Genomic DNA, 20,412 nt, shown 5'->3' with positions numbered 1-20,412 from the left:
GGCAACGCGTTGAGTAGCGCCTTCGCACCAATGTTTGTCCCACATGTCACAGATCACTGCCGCGGTGTGCGCCGGGTCCCATTGCGCTTTGGACTCCTTAACCTGCCACTGCCCGGCGCCGGGCTGGACCTCCTTTAGGCTCCGCAAGGTTAACGCCAACGGCTGGGTCTGAGCCAAGGCGCTCCATTGAAAAGCGCTCCAGATTAAAACGCCAAGACATGTCCAATGCCCATTCCGGCGCGAATTTAAACCAAAAGGATTTCTTTGCATTTCTCTGGTTGCACGCTGCAGGCAAATACAGCCGAAGTCTCATGCAATTTGCTCCGTCCGTCGAGTCAATGTTGCTGCCTCACGAGGACCTATACATGGGGTTTCCCCCGCCGCAGAATTCTCTCGATTGCGCCACAGCCTGCTGACACACTGCCGCAGCTCAGAACCCTTTCTGAATGGCTGACCCGCAGAACAACGAGAAGAATGCCGCCGCGCTAAATTCGGTTGCCGCCGCCGTGTTGCTGACCAGCCTCAAGGTGGTGGTTGGAATCTTAAGCGGCAGCCTGGGCATTCTGGCCGAGGCGGCTCACTCGGGATTGGATTTTTTAGCCGCCCTCGCGACGTGGTTTGCCGTCCGTGTGGCCAGCAAGCCTGCCGATCGCGGCCATGCATACGGACACGGGAAAGTGGAGAATCTCTCGGCCCTTCTGGAGGTGATTTTGCTGTTGGCAACCTGTGGCTGGATCATCTCCGCATCGGTCAGCCGGCTGCGCGCTGGGCATATCGCGGTGGAGGCATCCATTTGGGCGTTTGGGGTGATGGCGGTTTCGATGCTCGTGGACCTTTCGCGCGCGCACATGCTGTCGCGCGTGGCCGCGCGCCACCGCAGCCAGGCCCTCGAAGCCGATGCCCTGCATTTCAGCACCGATGTGTGGAGCTCGGCCGTAGTTATCCTGGGCCTCATCGGGGTGAAACTGGCCCAGGCCCATCCTTCGCTGGGCTTTTTGAATAAGGCCGATGCCGTAGCAGCCCTCCTGGTGGCGGGGATCGTGGTCCTTGTGAGCGGCAAGCTCGGCTGGCGCACCCTCGAAGCGCTTCTGGACGCCTCCCCTGAAGGGGCCGCTGAGAAAATCAAAGCACGCGTTGAAGCGGTCGAGGGAGTTTTTGATTGCCATGCCGTTCGGGTCCGCCACTCGGGTCCACTTTACTTCGTGGACCTCCACATTACGCTAGACGGTAACCTCCCTCTTCGCGCCGCTCATGATCTGACCGAGAAAGTTGAGCAGGCCGTTAAAGAGGTCCTGCCCTCGGCGGACGTGACGGTGCATCCCGAGCCGGGGACTTTTCCCTCCGAGGGATCAAAAACTCAAGGCGCGCCTGAGTGAGGGGATAAGACTGATCGGAGTGATCGGTCCGATTTTATGCCCTTGCTTTTTGCTTTATTCCCCCAGCAGCAATCGCTGGTAGCGCCCCAGCCAGTAAGGCAACAGAAAGGCCGCCCCATCGTCCTCGCTACGGCCATCCTCGCCCCCATCGATCACAAATGGGTTGGAATTCCAGCGCATGACGGGCAATTCATCGGGCGGCAGCAGGGTAAGGGCTTCGCGCTGGCCGGAACGCTCCGGCGCCGAGGCCCAAACGATATCCTGACGCTGCGAGTTTTTGACACTCCACTTGATCGTATCAAGTGGAGTGCGATAGAGAGTCCACACCGCTCCAGAGAGGTCTATGGCGGCCTTGGGCTGGCCCTTCAGATAGATCAAGGTCCAGAGCGGGTTTGATTCGCGCTGGATATTTTCCCACCAGGCATCCGCCGCCTTTCGATAGGCCTTGAGAAGCGCCGGGTCCGTCTCGTAATTGAATAGACAGTAAAACGGCAGCATGGCGAGTTCTTCGTCCGAGTAGTTCAATTCTTGGCGGAATTCCTTGAGGCGCGTTATCCAATCGGCATAGTTCCATTCCCAGGCAGCTTTGCGATATTCCTCCTCGTAGCGCTTTTCCCCGGTGATATGGGCGGTGGTTTTTAGGAAACTGAGCAACTGCAAGCTGTTGAGTGCGCGCTCGTCAGGTTGTTGGACCAGCTTTTTTGGAGACCACCAACCCCAGGTCGTCGGCCGCCCATCCAAATTGACCAGGGCGTAACCGTGGGTAACGATGTGGTCCATAATGCGCCGGGCCGTTATCGCGATGCGCTGTTTTAGAGCCGCATCCGGCAGCAGATCATAAGCAATGCTGAAGATAAAGAAATGGCCGACGATCTCGTCTGAGCTGGTGTCCCCTTTCCAATAGAACCGCCCGTCGGCGGTCCAATGCCACTCCCCGCCCTGAGGCATCGGGTCTCCTTTGCGAATGAAAGACCGGGCTGGAAATCCGCGGCGACCCGCCACCTCTTCCAGAAAGAGAATTGCCTCAACAGATTTGCGGGCGTTGGCCAGCGCTTCTGGGGACTTGGTGACCTGGTACCGAAAACACTCGGCAGCGGCGTACATCGCGGTCCAGAGCCCGTCGTTATCATTGCCCATGAGGCGATTGCTCGATGTGTCGCCTGGAATCAAAAGCGCCGAATCTGCCACCAGCCCGTAACGGTCGTGCCGCGCCCGGATACGCGCTTCGAATAGCTGCGCCTTTTGGCTCAGGGTCATGGGCTTGAGTTCGATATGAGAAACGCCAGTGCGCGTGCGCGCCCAGACTCCAGAATTTGAATCGGCCAGCAGTTGTTGCACATCGTCGTCGGGCAAATAGCGTTTGCCGGCTAGAAACTGACGGCGGTCGCGGTCCGGGGCGGAAAAATCAAGCCGCGTGAGACCTTGGGTCGTGCCCAGCCAAATCGCGCCATCACTCGCGCGCACGGCGCCTGTGATGTTGCCCACGGGCAAAGCCACCGCGTTCGACCGGAGCGCGGCCGGCACGGCGGGCGCTTCCAATGAGTAGAATGTGCGCACCTTCTGCGGATAGGCGCTAAGTCGAACCGGTTCCGCCCCCATGAGTGAATTGGCTAAAATCAAAAGACCAAGCAGGGCCGTGCCCGAGGTGGGCCAGCAAATTACCGAGGGCACTGTGGTATAGAGCGCGTGGAGGGACGAAGAGGCCTCCTTTCCCCAGTCCTCTCCCCTCGGGGAGGAGAGGGAGCCAGACGGTCTCCACGGAAGGAGCGACCCCACCCCGGCACCAGCCCAGCCCTCGCCCCTTGGCAAGAGCCGAGGGAGAATCGTCATCAACCTAACGGTGTAGCTCATGTTACGGGTTCTTCAAGTATCAGAATTTGCGCAGCGCTATTCGCGGGCCACCCCTGTTGCTTCAGCTTTCAACCGCTGCCGTTCGGCAGCCTTTGCAAACGGCAGGTAAACCAGCATGGCAATCACAATCGAGAGGGCTCCCCAGACCGCTGCTTTCCAGTCCCCGCCGGAAACCAGGTAGTGTCCGATGATAGGCGGTGTGGTCCAGGGCACGTTGACAAAGGGCTTGTGGATCACGTTCCAATGCATCAGCAGGTAGCTGCCCGTGGTCAGGATCATCGCGTTGAGGATGTATGGAATCATGAAGAGAGGATTCAGCACGATAGGGAAACCGAAGAAGATCGGCTCGTTGATTTGGAAAATTTGAGTCGGCAGCGACAAGCGGCTGATTTTGCGGTAGCCAGGTTCCTTCGAGTTCCACATCACGAGTGCCAGGGCGATTGTTGCACCCGTTCCACCCACATTAACAAACGCGGTAAAGAAGCCGTAGGCCGTGATAAAAGGCAGAGGCTGGCCGTGGGTCTTCGCTTCCACATTGAAAGCCAGGTACTGCAGAAAGATGGGGGCGACAACCGCGTCCATCGCGTTATCGCCATTAATCCCGACCGACCACAGGAGCGTGACCAGAAAGGCATACACCAGAATCCCGGGCAGCGTGTTGAGGGCGAACACCAGCGGCTTAAACGCCGTTTGCACCGCGTGGTCGATATCCACTCCCAGCACAAACCGGATAAGCCAGAAAACCAGCACTAGAAAAAACAAGGGGCTGAGCGACAAAAAGGATTCATAGACAATCGGCGGCACGTTCTCCGGCAGCCTGATCACCATATTTTTGTCGGTAAAAAACTTTTGAACGCGGACTGAGACCAAAGCGATGATGACCGCTGTGAACAGGCCCTTGGAGCCGAGGCTCTCCATGTTAAGGGCCGAATCCTTCAACTGGAGCTGCAGCATCAGGAAAACCAAAGTGGCGATTGTGGCGCTCACCATGGCCTCCTGCTTGAGCTGCTTGCCCAGGTCGAAGCCGATGGCAAAACACACAAAGACCGAAAGCAATCCGAATGTGGCAGTAACCGGGATTTGCAGGAGCTGGAGATAGGGGGCGACAAGCTTGTCCCAGCCGGCTACCGGCAGATACGACACGATGATGAACAGGCCCCCGATAATGGTCAGCGGCACGACCGACACCATCCCCGCGCGGATGGCGGATAAGTAGGTGTTTTCGCTTAGTGCCGTCAGGGCCGGCACAATGCGGCGGTTGAGCATTCCTTCTGCCGGGTTCATGAAGCTTTCTTCAGGCGTTTCATTGACCATTGGCTCAAAGCCTCACGATTCTCAAAAATCTTTTCGAAAGCCCCGGCAATATCGTCCATATCCGAGCGCGGCCCCAGGAGGAGTCTTTGCTCGAGCCACACGCCCTGCTCAAGGCAAATCAAGTCGCTGTTCGGGCAATGGGTCCGAGCATAATCCAGCCGGGCGGCGGCCTTTGGCAGGAACGGGCCAAAGGCCTTATTGCGAAAGCAGGGCTGGCGGTGCAACGAAAAGCCGTAGCCGCCCGAACATGGGATGCCTTCGGCCTGCAGCGCCTGAACGAGCGCGTCACGTGGCGCACCAAAGGCCTCCCCCTCTAGGCGCAGCATGAACAGATGGTAGCTGTGGCGCGTGCAGGAGGGCGAACGTTTTTGCGGATGCACCCCAGGCAGCCGGGCCAGCCGGGCAGCCAGGTATTTGCCGTTGGCTTCGCGACGTTTGGTTTGTGCTTCCAAACGGTCGAGCTGGCAGTTGAGAACAGCGCCTTGGAACTCCCCCAGGCGGTAATTGCCCGAGATGACATGGTGCTCGTACCAGACTCCCCCCGGCGCCCGCCCGCAATTATGAATGGAACGGCAGGTCGCTGCCAATTCGTCATCATTCGTCGTGATGATGCCACCTTCGCCAGCCGTGAGATTCTTGCTCGATTGAAACGAGAACGACGCAAGATGACCAAGCGAGCCGGCTGGCAGGTTTTTGTAGCGGCCTCCGTGTGCATGCGCGGCGTCCTCGATCACTATCAATCGGCGTTTTCTTGCGATCGCCATCAAAGCGTCCATGTCGGCCACCTGCCCTGCAAAATGGACAGGCATAAGGGCCCGAGTACGCGGCGTGATGGCGGCCTCAACGGACCTGGGATCCAGGTTGAACGTGTCCAGATCAATATCCGCAAAAACAGGGACCATGTTCGCTTCGATGACCGCTGACGCCGTCGAAAAGAATGTGTACGGTGGGATAATGACCTCGTCTTCGGCGCGTAGCCCGGCCGCCAGCAGGCCAACGCGCAAGGACACGGTTCCGTTTGCAACCCCAATGCCGTGCTTGCAACCATGGGCGGCCGCGAAGCGGCTCTCGAACTCGGTCACCTCCCGTCCGTCCAGGCGGCCCCATTTGCCACTGCGCAATACGCGCAGCAGTCGCTTTTCTTCATGTTTGCCAAACTGTGGCCAGGGCGTGAACGACCGGGTGCGAATGGGTCTTCCTCCTAGCAGTGCGAGTTTTCGGGGCATGATTCGGTCTTCTGATTTCGGATGAAAATTCGATTGTCCGTGGCAGTTTTTGTGCGTCAACCCGCGCCGCTCGTGCCATTTCCAGCGGGCAAGCTCTTACCCATATAGATGCACCCGTCCGCCCCGGAGCTGACGCGGCACAGCTCGCGAAAACCCAAACGCTGATAGAAACCGAATGCCGAGATGTTGGCCATGCTCACCCCAAGATGCGCGCCCGGAGAACCTCGGCTGCGCAGTCGGTCCATCACCCGGCCCATCATGCGCCGGCCATAGCCGCGCCCCTGCGCGCGCGCTAACAAGTCAATGTGCAGATGCGAGGGCCATGCCGCATAAGGTTCGGGGCAGAAATAGTCGGGATGATGGTAGCAATCATAGACCTGTTGCACTCGCGTCCACTGGCTCGCATCGCCTTGCGGGACGGGAAACCGGGCACACAAGTCTGGCCGCCATTCCGCCTCGTAACGCTCGTAAAATGCGCGCGAATCCAAAGCGCCGAGGGCGTAGCCGCAAATCCCTTGGCCGTCTTCGAGGATAAGACTCAACTCCGGCTCGTAGGCCAGGTAAGGACCGACAAAGATGCGGCCCAACGCATCGGGGTCTTCGCGGTAAAAGGGCTCGCCGTCTTTGCCATAATCTCCTGTCTTGAGGCAAACATAGTAAGCGCCCGGCTCATCGCCAGGCCGAGCGGACCGAATGGTGCAATCGTTCATAGTAACGAAGACGCCGAGGGCGCCATTTTGCTGCTGGTATGCGTGGTTCCACCGAAAACTGACGGTGCGAACGCTCCGTCGGGGTGCTGGGCCAGCAATCCTTGCAGGCGGGCCACTAGCCCGCCGCGATACGTCCCCGGCAAATGAAAGTCGGACCGGAAAGAGGCTTCCCCATGCGTCGTCATTGATTTGAATTCAATGTAATGTTCGAGTAAATCCAACTCCTCGCGCAGCTCCCAGGCGCGGCGGCTCAGCGCATAGAATAGCGGGCGATGACGAATGTTGGCCAGCCTGGCGCAGAACTCCCGCAGCCGAGTGGCCCGTTGGCGAAAAGTCGCGCTTTGGCCGGCGCTATTTTCACAATTGCCGCTGAGCAAAGCTCTCGCGCCCAGATAAAGCGCCTCGGCCTCCGGCCCCTCCTCATGTGGCAGGTAGTAGCAGTCGCCAAAAAGGACGAGGTCCTCAAGGCTCATAGGCTCACCGAAGCTCGCAAAACGGGGCAGCCACTCTCGCATTGCCTCCCGATAGGCCTGCCGGGGCCTCCATGATTCTTCGCCGCGCATGAACCCCGCCAGCGTGCGAAGCGGCACATAGTTCAAAGCAAACTCATTGTTTGGATTGCTGAGCACACCGCTGACCTCTTTAAGCAATTCAACCCGTCGCCCGGCGTAAGGACCACAGAAAAACCGGCGGCCATCATAATCATTGGCGTGCAGATTGTCCCAAATGACTGGTTTGCGGCGCAACAGCGCTTGCACTTCACGAATGTGAGCGATCGTGATCTCGCGCGAGATGATTTCTGGCCCGGTCCAGAATACGTCAATTTCAGGCAATAACTCGCGGCCAACGGTTGGGAGGTAGGCAAGGCCGCCGAGGTTCTGTTTGGCCATACGGCCACAATAGGCAGTGGGACAGAATAACAGGCCGGCGTGAGGTGACCGCTCGCGCGCCCAATTGAACAGGGCGTTTGCCACGTGGCACTGCGCTGACGCAAGCGAACCGTGCCGCTCGATGTCCCCGCCGTTCATTCGCTCAGGGATGTCGTCGAAGAGCAGAGCAAAGTGCCCGCATCCTAATAAGAACATCTGCTCAAACCGCCTTTTGAGATGGGCCAATTCGGCTTCCTCACTGTACTGGATGTCCAGCCCGGGGCTCAGCGCATAGACAAAGCGAAGCATGCGCTGTTGGCAGGTTTGGATCAGCACACCCAGCGCTTCCGCCTCTTCTTTGGAATAAAGTTCCCTCCACGTCGCTCGCTGCTTCAAATCGTCCTTCGGAGCGTAGAGATAGGTATTCAGACCCCAACCGGCCATCCAATCCAACAGCTCATGACGCTCGTTCTGGGTCCAGGGCTGCCCGTAGAAGCCTTCGATGACTCCCCCCAGCAAAGGGCGTGTCTGTTGCGTTGCCATGCTCGTCTGAGGTAACCCCCACAGCCTACCTAGCCGGCCGCTACTCTGACAAGGCTATTGGCAAATCAATGGCTTCCCCGGTTCGGGGGTTTGCGGCTTGCGATGATCAATTTAATTGGTAATGCCTCAGTGACTACGGGGCTGCCGGCTGAAGCCGGCGTTCCGGACGCGCGGAACGCCGCCTTTAGGCGGCAGCGCCCGCCGTCACTAACCGATTACTTTAATTGATCAATTTAATTTGCTTTCTACCCGCCTTTGCGTAAATTAATTCCTGACCCCTTCAACATCCGCGACAACAAATCTATGAAACGATCAATCGTGTGCCGGATCGGTATCACCCTCATCACTTCCTTTGGCATCGCCAATGCCAAAACAATCGTTGTGAACACCGTCAACAACGCTGACTTCAGCCCAGGTCAGACGAACCTCGTGTACGCCCTCCAACTCCTGGCCGATGGCGACACCATAAACTTCGCCGTCCCGGGCGCAGGCGTCCATACCATTGACACCCCTGCCGATGGGTACCCGCTCATCACCAAGAACAACATCACCATCGACGGCTACAGCCAGCAGCAGCCCGGCTCGGCGGCCTCACCCAATACCGCCTCGCTCCATGAGACCAACAACGCACAAATCACAATCTGCCTCAGCTCCGAGAACGGGAACGCGTTATCCATGTACAGCGCCGTAACCAATTTTGCGGGTATTGATTATCCCAACCTCGGTTTTGGCGATTCCGAACAGGCTATCCTGGGCTTCTTCCGGGCCACAAATGCCTGGGTCAAAGGCATCGCGTTTCTGGCTGCACCTTCCACTTCAACCAGTCAGGCTGCCGGTGGAGTTTGCAAGACCATCTGCTTTGCTGTCGACGCCTCGGATGTCAGCAGCCTGGTGTGCCAGGGCTTTCACGTCAGCGGTTGTTGGTTTGGCGTGGACCCTGTTACCAGGCATGTGGCCTACATGCCCGATGGCGTTACCGTTGCTACGCCTGCTATCTGCATCGCCACCTACGGCACCGGCACAAACGGCACGCCCGGGTTTCCGAACATTGAAAACATGCCGGGCCCCGGCACTATTGGCGTAGCAGCCGGCTCCACAAACCCCCGTGCCGAATTCAACGTCTTCGTTACTGGTTACGGGTTCGACTCCCAGGGCGGCCCCTTCCGAATCTGCGGCAATTTCTGGGGCGTCCTCCCCGATGGCTCGAACCTCGCCGACATCTCCACCCTCAATGGCGGCACGCAACAGGGCGATGCGTTCGTCGAATTCGGCAGTTCTGACGGCATCCTCATCGGCACGGATGGCGATGGCGTCAATGATGCCGACGAAGGCAATCTATTCGGCTCTTACGCAAGTAGCGGCATCGATGTGTATTTCTATGGCTCACAAGGCAAAACGGTGATTGCCGGCAACTCTTTCGGAGTGGACATCCACGGCAACTCCTTTGGCGCCGGACAACTCACCAAGCTCGTTCACCATTTCGATCATGATGACACCTGTGAGGCGCGTTTCGGCAGCGATTTCAACGGCGTGAGCGATGCCTTGGAGGCTAATACCGTCGCCGACTCCGTGTTGTTCGACATCGATAGCACTTCCACAACCAACTCGCATTGGGTGTCAATGCGCGGCAATTCCCTCACCAACACCGCCACCCCATTTGCCAGCAGGCCTCCTATTGGCGATGGCCAGACCAGTTCAGATGGCCAGGACGTCTATGCCAATTTCATCGATATTACCGGCATTAACGGCGCTCTCGACATCATCCCCATCATCGGCGCAGGAACCACCACGACCTCCTTGACCGGCGCCTGCGGCAAACCCGCCGCCGCTCCATACACCAGACTCGTTGTGGACCTCTATGAGGCCGACCCGGCGGTCGGCTCCTTCACGTTCGACACAACCGCCCTGGCAATCGCGCATGGCACAAAGCTAACCATTGCTGTCACTTATTCAAAAGATACCAAACCCGCAATCACAACCATTACCAGGACCGGCAGCCTGACGAGCCTGACGGTTACCAATTCAACCGGGCCCAATTTCGGCATCCAGAAATCATCCACGGTGAACGGTGCCTACGCTTACACCGCGGTGGCCGCCAACGGTTCCGCGAGCTTCACCGATACTAATAACCCGACTTCGTTCTACCGCGCCACGGGTCCCTCTGCTACGGGCCAAACTTCCCCATTCTCGGATGTGTTCACGGTCCCCTGAACGGCTTTGCTTGCTGGGGGTAGGGCAAAAAGGCCCAATCCACGAAGGCGAATTTGCCCGCATTAGAGCCGCGAAAGTTGGGCTAATTGGTCGAAGTGCCTGTCGCGGTCCACGAGGGTCAGACCGTGCTGAATGACCAGTGCCGCGATCCAAATGTCGTTGGTAGGAATCGGGGTCGCCTGAGTGCGGAGTTGCGCAAACAGAGCGGCGTAATGGTGGGTCGTCTGCTCGTCGGGCAGAAGCAAGCGCACGCGCGGCGAATCGAGGAACCGCACCAGGGCGCGCTCGTTCTGTTTTGATCGAACGCCCACCTGGAATCCGGCGCGCAATTCGGCCAGCACCTCAAAGGGCATAAAAACACGCTCGGCTTGGGCGACTGCCTCGACGGCCTCAAGTACCCCGCGGCAAAAATCCACGTAGCGGTTGGTGTCCAGTGCGATCTTCACCGCCAGAGGTCAGGGTCCACGGTGTCTTGGGCCTGAACCGCCGCGTCGAACTTGGGGTCTTCGACCCAGGAGCCGACCAGAGATTGCAGATCATCATAGCGAAGGGTTTCTCCGCCCACTCGCAGCCCCTCAGCAAGGGTTTCAACTGCAACAGTGTTTAGACTCTTGCCTTCTTGCCGGGATTTGCGGCGCAACGCCCGGTCCACGGCCTTGGGCACCCCACGCAAAGTATATTGAACCGCACTGGTCTTCATGCAGGCAGATTATTCAAAAACCGCAGGCAAGTCAATCTTTGGGGGATACTGAATGATGATTTTCACAATTTATTCCCGCGCCAGCAACCACTAAACTATACCATAAACGAGACGACGAGACGCTCAGAGCAAACCCGAAACTGTCATTTCCTTTGACGACAGGTCAGGGTCCACGTTGTCTTGGGCCTGAACCGCCGCGTCGAACTCGGGGTCTTCGACCCACGACCCGACCAGAGATTGCAGAGCGTAGCGTACAAAACAATTCGCGTGCCAAAAAGCAAGTTCAATTAATAATTGTAAGGCGCTGCCAATGGCCATCAGCCAGCGGCTTCCTTTCAAATCTGTAATCCTGCCGAAAGCTTCCTGTCACATGCCCGTGGTCTATTCATTGCGAACACTGAGCGCAGATACCGGAAAAATACCAACGCAACGAACGGAAACTATGAACAGCCTGTTTAAACACTTCAGCAGACAATCAGCGGCTATTGTCTTGGGCGCGGCCATAGTCCTGGCCGGCTCAGCCGTCGCCTTCACCCAGAAACCCAAAACCGAATTCAACGCGCCGGCCCTGGATGAACGGCCCATCTCCCGCGAATTTGGCGGCCATGCCAGCTTCGCCCCGGTTGTTAAAAAGGTCGCGCCGGGCGTGGTCAAAGTTTTCACCATGGTCAAGGTGCACAATACCGCTTTTGATGGGCCCGGCCCTGATATGAATGATCTGCTGCGCCGCTTTTTTGGAGGCCAGCTCCAAATGCCTCGCCGCCAGACGGAGATGCCGCGCCAGGAAGGCATCGGCTCCGGCGTGGTGGTCACTCAGGATGGGTATATCCTGACCAATAACCACGTGGTCGATGGCGCCAATGAGGTCAAAGTCCAACTGTCCGATGGCCGTGAGTTCGTGGCCAAAGTCATCGGCCGGGATGCAAAGACCGATGTCGCGGTCATTAAGATTGATGCCAAGGACCTGCCGGTCGTGCCCATGGCTGACAGCGACAAGGTGGAAGTGGGCGACGTGGTGCTGGCAGTCGGCAATCCGTTCGGCATCGGCCAGACCGTTACCACGGGAATTGTCAGCGCCACCGGGCGCGGCGGCGACCTCGGACTGGATTATGAGGACTTCATCCAAACCGATGCGGCTATCAATCCGGGGAATTCTGGCGGCGCCCTGATCGACACCCAAGGCCGGCTCATTGGGATTAATACAGCCATCCTCAGCCGCAGCGGGGGCAATCAAGGGATTGGTTTCGCCATCCCTTCCAATCTGGCGCGCGATGTCATGGATAGCCTGGTGACCGAGGGCCACGTCACTCGCGGCTATCTTGGTGTTGCCATCCAGGACGTGAATCCCGCCTTGGAAAAGGAATTCCAGCTCAAGGACAACAAAGGCGCGCTCGTGGCCGATGTCACCCCAAAGAGCCCGGCCGAAGAGGCGGGACTCAAAAACGGCGACGTTATCCTCGATTTCAATGGGCGGAAAGTGACGGATAGCCGCCATCTCAAGCTCGAAGTCGCCCGCGCGCATCCGGGTGAAACGGTGCCGGTCAAAATCCTCCGTGATGGACAAACCAAAACCCTGGAGGTGGTTGTAAAGGAGATACCCGGGACCGAGTCGCTCGCCAAGAACGACCAAAACCCCAGCGACGACAGCGGCACGCTCAACGGCGTCTCGGTCGCCGACCTTGATCAGGACGCGCGGCAGCAGCTCAGTTTACCGGGCCATTTAAAAGGGGTGGTGGTCACCCAGGTCGATCCCAGCTCGGCCTCTGCGGAGGCGGGCCTCAAACCGGGCGACGTGATTCAGGAGATTAACCGCAAACCAGTCCAGAACGCCGAGGAGGCGGTGAAAATGACGGAAAATACCACCAGCAAAACCACACTGCTGCGAGTCTGGCGCAATGGCGCCAGTCATTACGTCGTAGTGGACGAGACTAAGGCCGGTTAATTTCCGTTCAGCGAAGCAGAGCCCTCCCGGACCCAGGCGCTCAGGGACGGGAGGGCTTTTTGTTCCCCAATAAAACGCAGATGAACGCACATGAACGGCCTGTCCCGGAGGGACATCCGACAATAGCCCAACGCTTCAGCGTCGGGGAGGGGATGTTGCGGCACTTAGTCCCGGAGGGACGGCTGGCATCTCCTGCAACTATCGATTGTCCCTTGCAGGGCGCATCGGCTACTTTGGAAGCCATGCGAATCCTGGTGGTCGAGGATGATAAGAAGATCGCCTCCTTTGTTATCAATGGTTTGAAACAAAGCGGGTTCGCTGTGGACCATTGCGGCGATGGCGAAGAGGCCCTCATCCGCGCCGAAACCATCGCCTATGACGCCGCTGTCGTAGATGTCATGCTGCCCAGGCTCGATGGGTTGAGCCTCATCCAGCAACTCCGCGCCGGCGGCAAACATCTCCCGGTCCTCATCCTGAGTGCCAAGGCCTCCGTCGATGACCGCGTGCGCGGCCTCCAGGCTGGGGGGGACGATTATTTAACCAAGCCGTTCGCCTTTTCCGAGCTGCTGGCCCGCATCCAGGCCCTCATCAGGCGCGCCACTCACACACCGGAGCCCACCCGGCTCGTTGTGGGCGACCTCACCATGGATTTGCTCAGCCGCGAAGTCCAGCGCGCTGCAGAGCGCATCGAATTGCAACCCCGCGAGTTCGCCTTGCTCGAGTACTTCATGCGCCATGCAAACCGGCCAGTGACCAAGACGATGATCCTCGAGCACATCTTTGATTACAGTTTCGATCCACAGACCAATGTCGTGGATGTCCTGGTCCACCGGCTTCGCAGCAAGGTCGATACAGATAAAGCCATGATTCATACAATTCGCGGGGTCGGCTATGTTCTCCGGCCTGCTTGATGTTGCCCGGCGGAACATCGGGGTCCGCCTGAGCCTCTGGTATGCGCTCATCTTCATCGTGAGCACCGCCGGGGTGTTCATGATCGCTTATTACCTCCTGGCCGCCGCCATCGGCAGCAAAGACCGCGAAGTGCTCGAAGCCCGGCTCAAGGAAGCCGCCGCGGTCTATGATGCCGGCAGCCTCGACGGCTTGCGCAACTGGATACAGGCCCAGCCGACCGCAGTCAAAAACACCATGTTTGTCCAATGGGGCAACCTCCTGCTCAATGCGCCGCCGGATTGGGTCACCTATCGGGACATCCCGGGCTTTCAAGGCTACTTGCGCCTGCCCTTCATCCGCGTCCCCCTCAACGCCGAGCGCGATCTCATCGGTGGCCGCGCCCGCCTCTCGGACGGCTCGCTCCTGGTCATCGGCTGGACCACCAACAGCCGCGAAGCCATCTTAAACCCTCTCCGGCGCACCTTCATCCTTATCGGCAGCGTCTCGCTCGCCCTGGGCTTTGCTGCGGGTGTGTTCCTGGCCCATCAGGCCATGGAACCGATCCAGCAAATCGTGGCCACCGCGCGCTCGATTATCCGCACCGGCCAGCTCGATGCCCGCGTCCCGGTGCGCAAATCCGATGACGAATTGGATGACCTGGTCCGCCTGTTCAACACCCTGCTCGAACAGAATGAGACCCTCATCCGCGCCATGCGCGAATCCCTCGACAACGTCGCCCACGACCTCAGGACCCCCCTGGCCCGCTTGCGCGGCACGGCTGAATTGGCCCTCCAGCCCGGCGCCGACCCCGCCGCCGCGCACGAGGCCCTCGCCGATTGCGTCGAGGAATCCGAGCGCGTTCTCAACATGCTCAATACCTTGATGGACATTACCGAAGCCGAGGCTGGCATGATGAAACTCGAACGGCGCCCAGTGGACCTGTGCCAAATCGCCCGCGAGGTAATCGAGCTGTACGAGTACGTCGCGGAAGAGAAGAAAATCCATGTCACCTGCGATCTGCCCGCCCCTTGCCAGGCCCTGGTCGATCCCACCCGGATGCGACAGGTCTTTGCCAATCTCCTGGATAACGCCATCAAATACACCCCCGAAAACGGCGGCGTGCAGCTCGCCGTTCATTGCGAGCCCAATGAGGCCGTGGCGGTCTTCCGCGATACAGGCATCGGCATCCCTCCGGACGAGCAGGACAAAATCTGGGCGCGACTCTTTCGGGGCGATAAAAGCCGCTCCCAGCGCGGACTCGGTTTGGGCTTGAGCCTCGTGAAGGCCGTTGTCCAGGCCCATGGCGGCAAGGTGAGCGTCAGCAGCCAACTCGACCACGGCTCGGAATTCACTGTGCGCTTGCCTGTAAAAGTGTAAGTTGCGCGCAAATGAAACACCCCGACCGCAACTTGCGTCCCGCGAGTCTCTGCGTCCATGCGGGCGCCTATCACGATGAATCAACCGGCGGCGTCAATACCCCGGTTTTCACTTCCACCGCCTTTGCCTATCCCAACCCGGCGAATGAAAACGTCTATCCCCGCTACTTCAACGTGCCCAACCAGAAGGTCATCGCCAAAAAACTCGCCGCTCTCGAAAACGGCCAGGACGGGCTGGTGTTCGGCTCGGGCATGGCGGCTGTCTCAACCCTTTTTTTTGCCACGCTCAAGCCGGGCGATCACGCCGTTTTTCAGGCGGACCTTTACGGCGGGACCTACCACCTGGCTGCCACCGAGTTGCGCGCTTTCGGCATCCAAATCGATTTGGTCCGCGAGTTGCCCGAGTTCGCCTCGGCACTTCGCCCTAACACGCGCCTGGTCTATATTGAATCGCCTTCCAACCCGCTCCTGCGCTGCGTCGATATCGCGGCCATCGCCAAGATGGCCCGTGAGCGCTCCATCCTGAGCGCTATCGACAACACCTTCGCCACCCCCATCAACCAGAAACCTATCGAGTTGGGCATCGACGTCGTTATCCACAGCGCGACTAAATATCTGAACGGCCACAGCGACATCAACGCCGGCATCGTCATCTCCAACCGCGACGTCATCCGCAACTTAACCGAATACGCCGTCAACCACGGCGGCATGCTCGATGCCCATGCCTGCTACCAGTTAGAGCGCGGACTCAAGACCCTCGCTTTGCGCATCGCTTGTCACAACGAGAACGCCGGGCGCCTCGCCTGGTTTCTGCAAAAGCACCCAGCCGTTGCGCGTGTGCTGTACCCCGGATTACCGGAGCACCCCGACCACTCGATTGCCGCGCGCCAGATGCGCGGCTTCGGCGGCATGGTCTCGTTCGAACTGCGCGATGTCAGCCGCGTTGACACAGTCCTGGCCCGGCTTGAACTGGCCAAGCCCGCTCTGAGCCTGGGCGGTGTCGAGACGCTGGTTTGCGTTCCCAGCCGAACCTCGCATCGCACGATGTCCCCCGAGGAACGCCGCCATGCCGGCATCAGCGACGGCCTCATACGGGTCTCCGTCGGCATTGAAGACATCGAAGACCTCGTGGACGATTTCAACCACGCGTTCGACGGGTGAGTGGGCTGGAGCGGGAGAGCCCTTGAAAGATGGAGGCGCCAACACGACAGGAACAAGAGTAAACGGTGATTCTCGAGGCGGCGGCGAAGAATTAGCAACAGACGCTGGGCATTATGCTGTTTGCTGCAATTTTTTGGTGGCGTTGGCAGTGTCCAAGACGCTGTCACTTTCACCCACCCGGACCGCCCATTCCGTGCGCTAGCGTCATGGACTGCGCCAGCCCTCTGGCGCTTTAGGGCGGTGTCTTGCCCAGCCCACCCTTGCTCCTTGCCATCTGCCAGACGCTGCCCACGAACCCTCCCCACACGCGCCCCGAAAAACCCTTGTTTGGCCGTCTTCGTCCTTCTTCGTCCGTGTTCGTCCAGACCATCCCCACGCGCACTGGGAAAAACTATCCGTCCCATTTGCCCCCCTTCCATTTTCCAAGACCCTGCCGTGTTCACCCACCCGCTCCGCCCATTCCGCGCGCTAGCGTCGTGGACTGCGCCAGCCCTGGCGCTTTAGCGCGGTATCTTGCGTGAGAGTCTCGACTCCCACCTCTAGTGGCATGGCGATTGGCCAGAGCACTGCCCAAAGTCCAAGACCCCTCTCCCATCCTTCGGCCTCCACAACGCTACAACGTTGTCCGGACATCGCGTTTTAGTTATCCACGAAAAACCGTTGTTCAAGCCATATAGCAACCATGCTTCCACAAGCATCCCAATCCCTTTGACTACAAGATGCTTGCAGGAATCCCATCGAGTTAACGAGGTATTTGGCACGTTTACGGCTTTTGTCGCTCCTGAAAGGAAGACAATCTTTTATGAAGTCCAATGAAAGCAACAAAGGCATCGGCTCCAGGTTAGGAACTCTCTGCCTCACTTCGTGCCAAAAGCTCGTCGCTCAAATCCGCAATGCAAAGGAGGCCATTCTCGCCGAGTCGCGCGAATTACTCGACGCCCCGGACCGAATGCTGCGACTCGCGTTGAACGAAGCCGAGGCAATGGCTTGGCAAACTGGATATCCACACCTCCTCTTTCCGGCCCTCGCGACGGAGAAAGTTAGAGGTGTTGCTGATTGGATGCAGCGTCAAATGTCCCTCCAGCGAAACCACTCGATCTCAGCTCCGGCATAGCCGGTACAATGGCTTTCTAACAAACCGAATTAACCGGCAAGCCAGCGTTCGCGCGCAGGTTGGAGAGATTCACCGTGCGCGCGGGGAATCAACGATTGAGTTATGAAAGGCCATTTTCCCGACCGGCCGATCCTGTCAACGCCAGGAGCCGCTATCCGGCTCGCCTGCTTTATTGCGCTATGCGCTATACCATTGTGGCAGGCCCAGGCTCAAACGATACAACCATTCACAAATGCCCTCTCAGACCTTGTGCTAAGCCTGGAACCTCCTTCTGAAAGCATTTGGGCGCATGGCGTAGGGGAGGGGTTTCGACCCGGCACCCAGTCGATCGGTCTGAGTGTCGGAGGCGCCTTTGGCATTGCGAGCTTCGGCAGCCGCGAGGCTCACGATCTGGCCCTCGTTGGCCTCTCCTACGGCCACATGCTCGGCCCCACCTGGGGTCAAGACCATTGGTATCGCGGTAATCTCGAATTCCGACTGGAATTGTTCACAGGGGCGCAATTCTCACCCAGCAGCGATTGGCTCGTGGGTTTGACTCCCCATTTACGCTACAATTTCGCCTCCGGAACCCGTTGGATTCCATTTGTCGATGCCGGTGCCGGTGTGACGGCCACGAGCATCGGGCCTCCCGATTTGAGCGGAACCTTCGAATTCAATCTCCAGGCGGGCACAGGCATCCAATGGTTCTTCAAAGACAACGCAGCCCTCACCCTGGAAACGCGCTATGTCCATTGGTCTTGCGCCGGCATCAGCAAGCCCAACCTCGGTCTTAACGGCGTTACTGAGATGCTCGGCATAACTTTCTTCTTTTGACCAATCCTCGGCGTTCACCCACCCGCCCGCTCCGCCCATTCCGCGCGCTAGCGTCGTGGACTGCGCCAGCCCTCTGGCGCTTTAGGGCGGTGTCTTGCCCAGCCCGCCCTTGCCCTTTGCCATCTGCCAGACGCTACCCACGAACCCTCCCCACACGCGCGCCGAAAAATCTTGGTCAAGGGTTCGAGGGGCTCATTCAGGGGCTGACGTTCCAGGAGGAGGTGTGTGGCACGCCGGCATTGTCTATTCCGCCCACGATCATCACGGCTCCTCCGCCAGGCTTCGCAATTGGCGCCCGGAGCTTGAGCATGGCCGGGTGACCTCCCGGGTCCGTCCCAACGCCTTGGCCGAACCCGAAATCGTCGAGCCGGAGATTGCCAGCAAGGTTCGTGGCTCCAGGGTCGCCGGACGCAGCGAGTTGATCGAGATTGCCGGAAAGTTGTCCATTGTGAGCCGCCGCGTAGTTCTTTATCGCCTGGAGCAACGTGGTCATGGCGTCCACTGCGTGAGTCTGCCGGACAATGGCCTGGTCCTCGGCAGGCAACTCATTCGTTTCAGAATCGGCTATGGCTCGCGAGAGCCGGACATTCTCCCTGCGCAGTCCGCCCAACTCATTGGTCTGCTGCCTCAGCACGCCGACCTCGCCGCGCAGTCGCAGCAGTTCCCGGGGCGGCTCGCTCGGCTGTCGAGCACCGCTTTGGGCACTGACGATCAGGTTTGATAATCGCTCGTTTTCTGCCTCCAACTTAACAATCCTGTCGGTCTGTTTTACCAGCGCCGCGTCCTTCTCGCGCATGCTGGTCTGCCCGAAACGGCCTTTGCGTAGCAGCCGGAGCAATGGCGGCAGATATTAATGATTGCTCAGGCGGAAGAACAGTGCCGGGCCGCTAATGGAGTTTGTCACGACCCAACGGCTGCCGACCTGCGCCAGCGCGCTCGTCACCGGCGTCCAGTTCCCGCTCGACAGGGACATTGTGGACTGTAGCGTCAGGCCCGCTGCCTGGTTGGTGCTCCAGGAGATCACCAATTGGCCGCCCGCTTGGGTGGCCGACAGCGTGGGCGGCAAGGTCGAAAGAGTGACAATCAGCTCCGGGGGAGTCCCGTAATTGTCGTTCAACGAGCTGAAAACATCTCCACCGGGCGCCTGGATAATAAAGCCGAAATACGGGCCATGGGCCGAGAGCACGAACCGGGTCACGTCGAGCGTTTCGACTTGCCCGTAGTTCACATTCGGGGGGAATACCACGGCGCCTATTAATGTCCCTGAATACCAGTTGGACCCGTAAAGCGTCCCCGTGCCGCCATCAAATCCGTAGATATCGACGTTGAGATCCCCCATCGGCAGCCCGTATGGATTGAGCGCCAGCAGCACCGAGGAATAGACCGGGTCCAGCGCCGCGAATTCCAGCCCGCCGCGGATGTTGCCCCCCGTGCTCAAGTACCCGCCGGAATCAACAGTGCCCGAGGAATAAATATTAGCGCACGCCACCGGCAGGATCGAATTGGTGGCGGCTACCGCGCCGACGGTGATCGTGATGGAATTGCTCGCCGCGGCGCCCCCGTTGTCATACGCCACCGCGCTGAGCGTGTAGGTCCCGGCCGGCAAATTCGTCACCGAAGTTCCGTAAGGGGAACTGTAAACGTCATCCACAAGGTTGTCTCCGACGTAGAACTCGACGTCCTGAATCCCATCCGAATCCGTATCGATAGCCATCGCCGTGAAGGCGAAACTGGCCGGAGGCGAGAAAACCGCTTTATCGGCTGGAGCAGTAATAAGGACCGAAGGCGGGACGTTAGGAAGGCTGTTGACCACGTAGATGGTTCCGTAATTCCCGTTGTCGTCGTAATAATCGTAGGTGCCGGGCTGGAGGAACTGAATGCCGGAGCTGTCTGTTTGCGTGCTCCAGCCATCCGTGCCGTAGATGCCATAGGGCCCGCCACCATCGCTGTCCGTCCAGAACACCGAACCCCCCGTGACGATGGTGACCGGGTCTGGCTGCAGCGAAAACATGGTCACATGGACCAGCACGTAGGCGCGCGCCGCCAAAGGCGCCAGGCAAAGTACCCACAACACGAGGAACCGCGCGCCAAAGCCAGGTCGTTGCATAAGAAACTACCTTTCGCGGCCGGAATTGTGGTCTTGGTTAACCAAACTGTCAAGGCCCCTGCGAAGCCCCTGATCCGCACGTAATTTTCTGAAAAGACGAAAAAACTGCTTCTAGGCGCATTTTTTCTGTTGACATGATATAGATAGTATGTCTGTATCACACGCATGTCTGCGCGCATACCCACTCAACATAAGTCCCCCTTCGAAA

The 20,412-nt window shown here is 58.9% G+C and carries 17 protein-coding genes; 7 read left to right on the top strand and 10 right to left on the bottom strand.

Annotated elements, in window-relative coordinates:
* Nucleotides 1-446: 446 nt before the first annotated feature.
* Nucleotides 447-1,376, top strand: a complete 930-nt coding sequence (locus VG146_02890; GenBank protein ID HEV2391288.1) for a cation diffusion facilitator family transporter — start codon at nucleotides 447-449, stop codon at nucleotides 1,374-1,376.
* A 54-nt stretch (nucleotides 1,377-1,430) separates the two neighbouring features.
* Here VG146_02890 and VG146_02885 read toward each other — a convergent pair whose 3' ends face one another.
* The 5 genes from VG146_02885 to VG146_02865 form a co-directional block, all read right to left on the bottom strand.
* Nucleotides 1,431-3,047 carry a hypothetical protein gene (locus VG146_02885; GenBank protein HEV2391287.1) on the bottom strand — a complete coding sequence of 539 codons (1,617 nt, stop codon included), beginning with the start codon at nucleotides 3,045-3,047 and terminating at the stop codon, nucleotides 1,431-1,433.
* A gap of 216 nt (nucleotides 3,048-3,263) precedes the next feature.
* The gene (locus VG146_02880; protein HEV2391286.1) at nucleotides 3,264-4,511 is read right to left on the bottom strand and encodes a PTS transporter subunit EIIC; all 1,248 of its coding nucleotides are present in this window, start codon (nucleotides 4,509-4,511) and stop codon (nucleotides 3,264-3,266) included.
* Complete coding sequence (locus VG146_02875) at nucleotides 4,508-5,767, bottom strand: DegT/DnrJ/EryC1/StrS family aminotransferase (protein ID HEV2391285.1); 1,260 nt, start codon at nucleotides 5,765-5,767, stop codon at nucleotides 4,508-4,510. Before VG146_02875 ends, VG146_02880 begins: the two co-directional genes overlap by 4 nt.
* A 56-nt stretch (nucleotides 5,768-5,823) precedes the next feature.
* Nucleotides 5,824-6,477, bottom strand: a complete 654-nt coding sequence (locus tag VG146_02870; GenBank protein ID HEV2391284.1) for a GNAT family N-acetyltransferase — start codon at nucleotides 6,475-6,477, stop codon at nucleotides 5,824-5,826.
* On the bottom strand, nucleotides 6,474-7,889 hold the full coding sequence (locus VG146_02865; GenBank protein HEV2391283.1) for a beta-N-acetylglucosaminidase domain-containing protein: 1,416 nt from the start codon (nucleotides 7,887-7,889) through the stop codon (nucleotides 6,474-6,476). Before VG146_02865 ends, VG146_02870 begins: the two co-directional genes overlap by 4 nt.
* A 303-nt stretch (nucleotides 7,890-8,192) precedes the next feature.
* Between VG146_02865 and VG146_02860 the strand changes: the two genes are divergently transcribed.
* Complete coding sequence (locus VG146_02860; protein HEV2391282.1) at nucleotides 8,193-10,100, top strand: hypothetical protein; 1,908 nt, start codon at nucleotides 8,193-8,195, stop codon at nucleotides 10,098-10,100.
* Between the two features lie 62 nt (nucleotides 10,101-10,162).
* On the opposite strand, the gene VG146_02855 is transcribed toward VG146_02860, so the two are convergent.
* From VG146_02855 to VG146_02845, 3 genes are all read right to left on the bottom strand, one after another.
* On the bottom strand, nucleotides 10,163-10,546 hold the full coding sequence (locus tag VG146_02855) for a type II toxin-antitoxin system VapC family toxin (GenBank protein HEV2391281.1): 384 nt from the start codon (nucleotides 10,544-10,546) through the stop codon (nucleotides 10,163-10,165).
* Complete coding sequence (locus VG146_02850; protein HEV2391280.1) at nucleotides 10,543-10,800, bottom strand: hypothetical protein; 258 nt, start codon at nucleotides 10,798-10,800, stop codon at nucleotides 10,543-10,545. Before VG146_02850 ends, VG146_02855 begins: the two co-directional genes overlap by 4 nt.
* Nucleotides 10,801-10,923: 123 nt before the next feature.
* Entirely contained in the window at nucleotides 10,924-11,139 is a 216-nt protein-coding gene (locus VG146_02845) for a hypothetical protein (protein HEV2391279.1), read from the bottom strand.
* A 103-nt stretch (nucleotides 11,140-11,242) separates the two neighbouring features.
* On the opposite strand from VG146_02845, the gene VG146_02840 reads away from it, so the two are divergent.
* The 5 genes from VG146_02840 (at nucleotide 11,243) to VG146_02820 (ending at nucleotide 18,097) form a co-directional block, all read left to right on the top strand.
* Complete coding sequence (locus VG146_02840) at nucleotides 11,243-12,742, top strand: DegQ family serine endoprotease (protein ID HEV2391278.1); 1,500 nt, start codon at nucleotides 11,243-11,245, stop codon at nucleotides 12,740-12,742.
* A gap of 242 nt (nucleotides 12,743-12,984) precedes the next feature.
* Nucleotides 12,985-13,653, top strand: a complete 669-nt coding sequence (locus VG146_02835) for a response regulator transcription factor (protein HEV2391277.1) — start codon at nucleotides 12,985-12,987, stop codon at nucleotides 13,651-13,653.
* Nucleotides 13,634-15,010 carry a HAMP domain-containing sensor histidine kinase gene (locus VG146_02830; protein ID HEV2391276.1) on the top strand — a complete coding sequence of 459 codons (1,377 nt, stop codon included), beginning with the start codon at nucleotides 13,634-13,636 and terminating at the stop codon, nucleotides 15,008-15,010. The genes VG146_02835 and VG146_02830 overlap by 20 nt, the downstream gene beginning before the upstream one ends.
* 11 nt (nucleotides 15,011-15,021) lie before the next feature.
* Nucleotides 15,022-16,170, top strand: coding sequence for an aminotransferase class I/II-fold pyridoxal phosphate-dependent enzyme (locus tag VG146_02825; GenBank protein HEV2391275.1), 1,149 nt, complete (start codon nucleotides 15,022-15,024; stop codon nucleotides 16,168-16,170).
* Nucleotides 16,171-17,386: 1,216 nt separating this feature from the next.
* Nucleotides 17,387-18,097 carry an acyloxyacyl hydrolase gene (locus tag VG146_02820; protein HEV2391274.1) on the top strand — a complete coding sequence of 237 codons (711 nt, stop codon included), beginning with the start codon at nucleotides 17,387-17,389 and terminating at the stop codon, nucleotides 18,095-18,097.
* A 196-nt stretch (nucleotides 18,098-18,293) separates the two neighbouring features.
* Here VG146_02820 and VG146_02815 read toward each other — a convergent pair whose 3' ends face one another.
* Nucleotides 18,294-18,935, bottom strand: a complete 642-nt coding sequence (locus tag VG146_02815; GenBank protein HEV2391273.1) for a hypothetical protein — start codon at nucleotides 18,933-18,935, stop codon at nucleotides 18,294-18,296.
* Between the two features lie 12 nt (nucleotides 18,936-18,947).
* Nucleotides 18,948-20,204, bottom strand: coding sequence for an Ig-like domain-containing protein (locus tag VG146_02810; GenBank protein HEV2391272.1), 1,257 nt, complete (start codon nucleotides 20,202-20,204; stop codon nucleotides 18,948-18,950).
* Between the last annotated feature and the right edge of the window lie 208 nt (nucleotides 20,205-20,412).

The sequence above is a fragment of the Verrucomicrobiia bacterium genome (genome assembly GCA_035946615.1).
Taxonomy (GTDB): Bacteria; Verrucomicrobiota; Verrucomicrobiia; order Limisphaerales; family UBA8199; genus DASYZB01.
The sequence above is the reverse complement of the archived record's forward strand: the minus strand, read 5'-3'. Positions and strand labels throughout refer to the sequence as shown.

Coding starts and splice junctions, on each gene's coding strand:
- VG146_02890 (HEV2391288.1), top strand. CDS start 447: ATGGCTGACCCGCAGAACAACGAGAAGAATGCCGCCGCGCTAAATTCG.
- VG146_02880 (HEV2391286.1), bottom strand. CDS start 4,511: ATGAACCCGGCAGAAGGAATGCTCAACCGCCGCATTGTGCCGGCCCTG.
- VG146_02875 (HEV2391285.1), bottom strand. CDS start 5,767: ATGCCCCGAAAACTCGCACTGCTAGGAGGAAGACCCATTCGCACCCGG.
- VG146_02870 (HEV2391284.1), bottom strand. CDS start 6,477: ATGAACGATTGCACCATTCGGTCCGCTCGGCCTGGCGATGAGCCGGGC.
- VG146_02865 (HEV2391283.1), bottom strand. CDS start 7,889: ATGGCAACGCAACAGACACGCCCTTTGCTGGGGGGAGTCATCGAAGGC.
- VG146_02860 (HEV2391282.1), top strand. CDS start 8,193: ATGAAACGATCAATCGTGTGCCGGATCGGTATCACCCTCATCACTTCC.
- VG146_02850 (HEV2391280.1), bottom strand. CDS start 10,800: ATGAAGACCAGTGCGGTTCAATATACTTTGCGTGGGGTGCCCAAGGCC.
- VG146_02840 (HEV2391278.1), top strand. CDS start 11,243: ATGAACAGCCTGTTTAAACACTTCAGCAGACAATCAGCGGCTATTGTC.
- VG146_02835 (HEV2391277.1), top strand. CDS start 12,985: ATGCGAATCCTGGTGGTCGAGGATGATAAGAAGATCGCCTCCTTTGTT.
- VG146_02830 (HEV2391276.1), top strand. CDS start 13,634: ATGTTCTCCGGCCTGCTTGATGTTGCCCGGCGGAACATCGGGGTCCGC.
- VG146_02825 (HEV2391275.1), top strand. CDS start 15,022: ATGAAACACCCCGACCGCAACTTGCGTCCCGCGAGTCTCTGCGTCCAT.
- VG146_02820 (HEV2391274.1), top strand. CDS start 17,387: ATGAAAGGCCATTTTCCCGACCGGCCGATCCTGTCAACGCCAGGAGCC.
- VG146_02810 (HEV2391272.1), bottom strand. CDS start 20,204: ATGCAACGACCTGGCTTTGGCGCGCGGTTCCTCGTGTTGTGGGTACTT.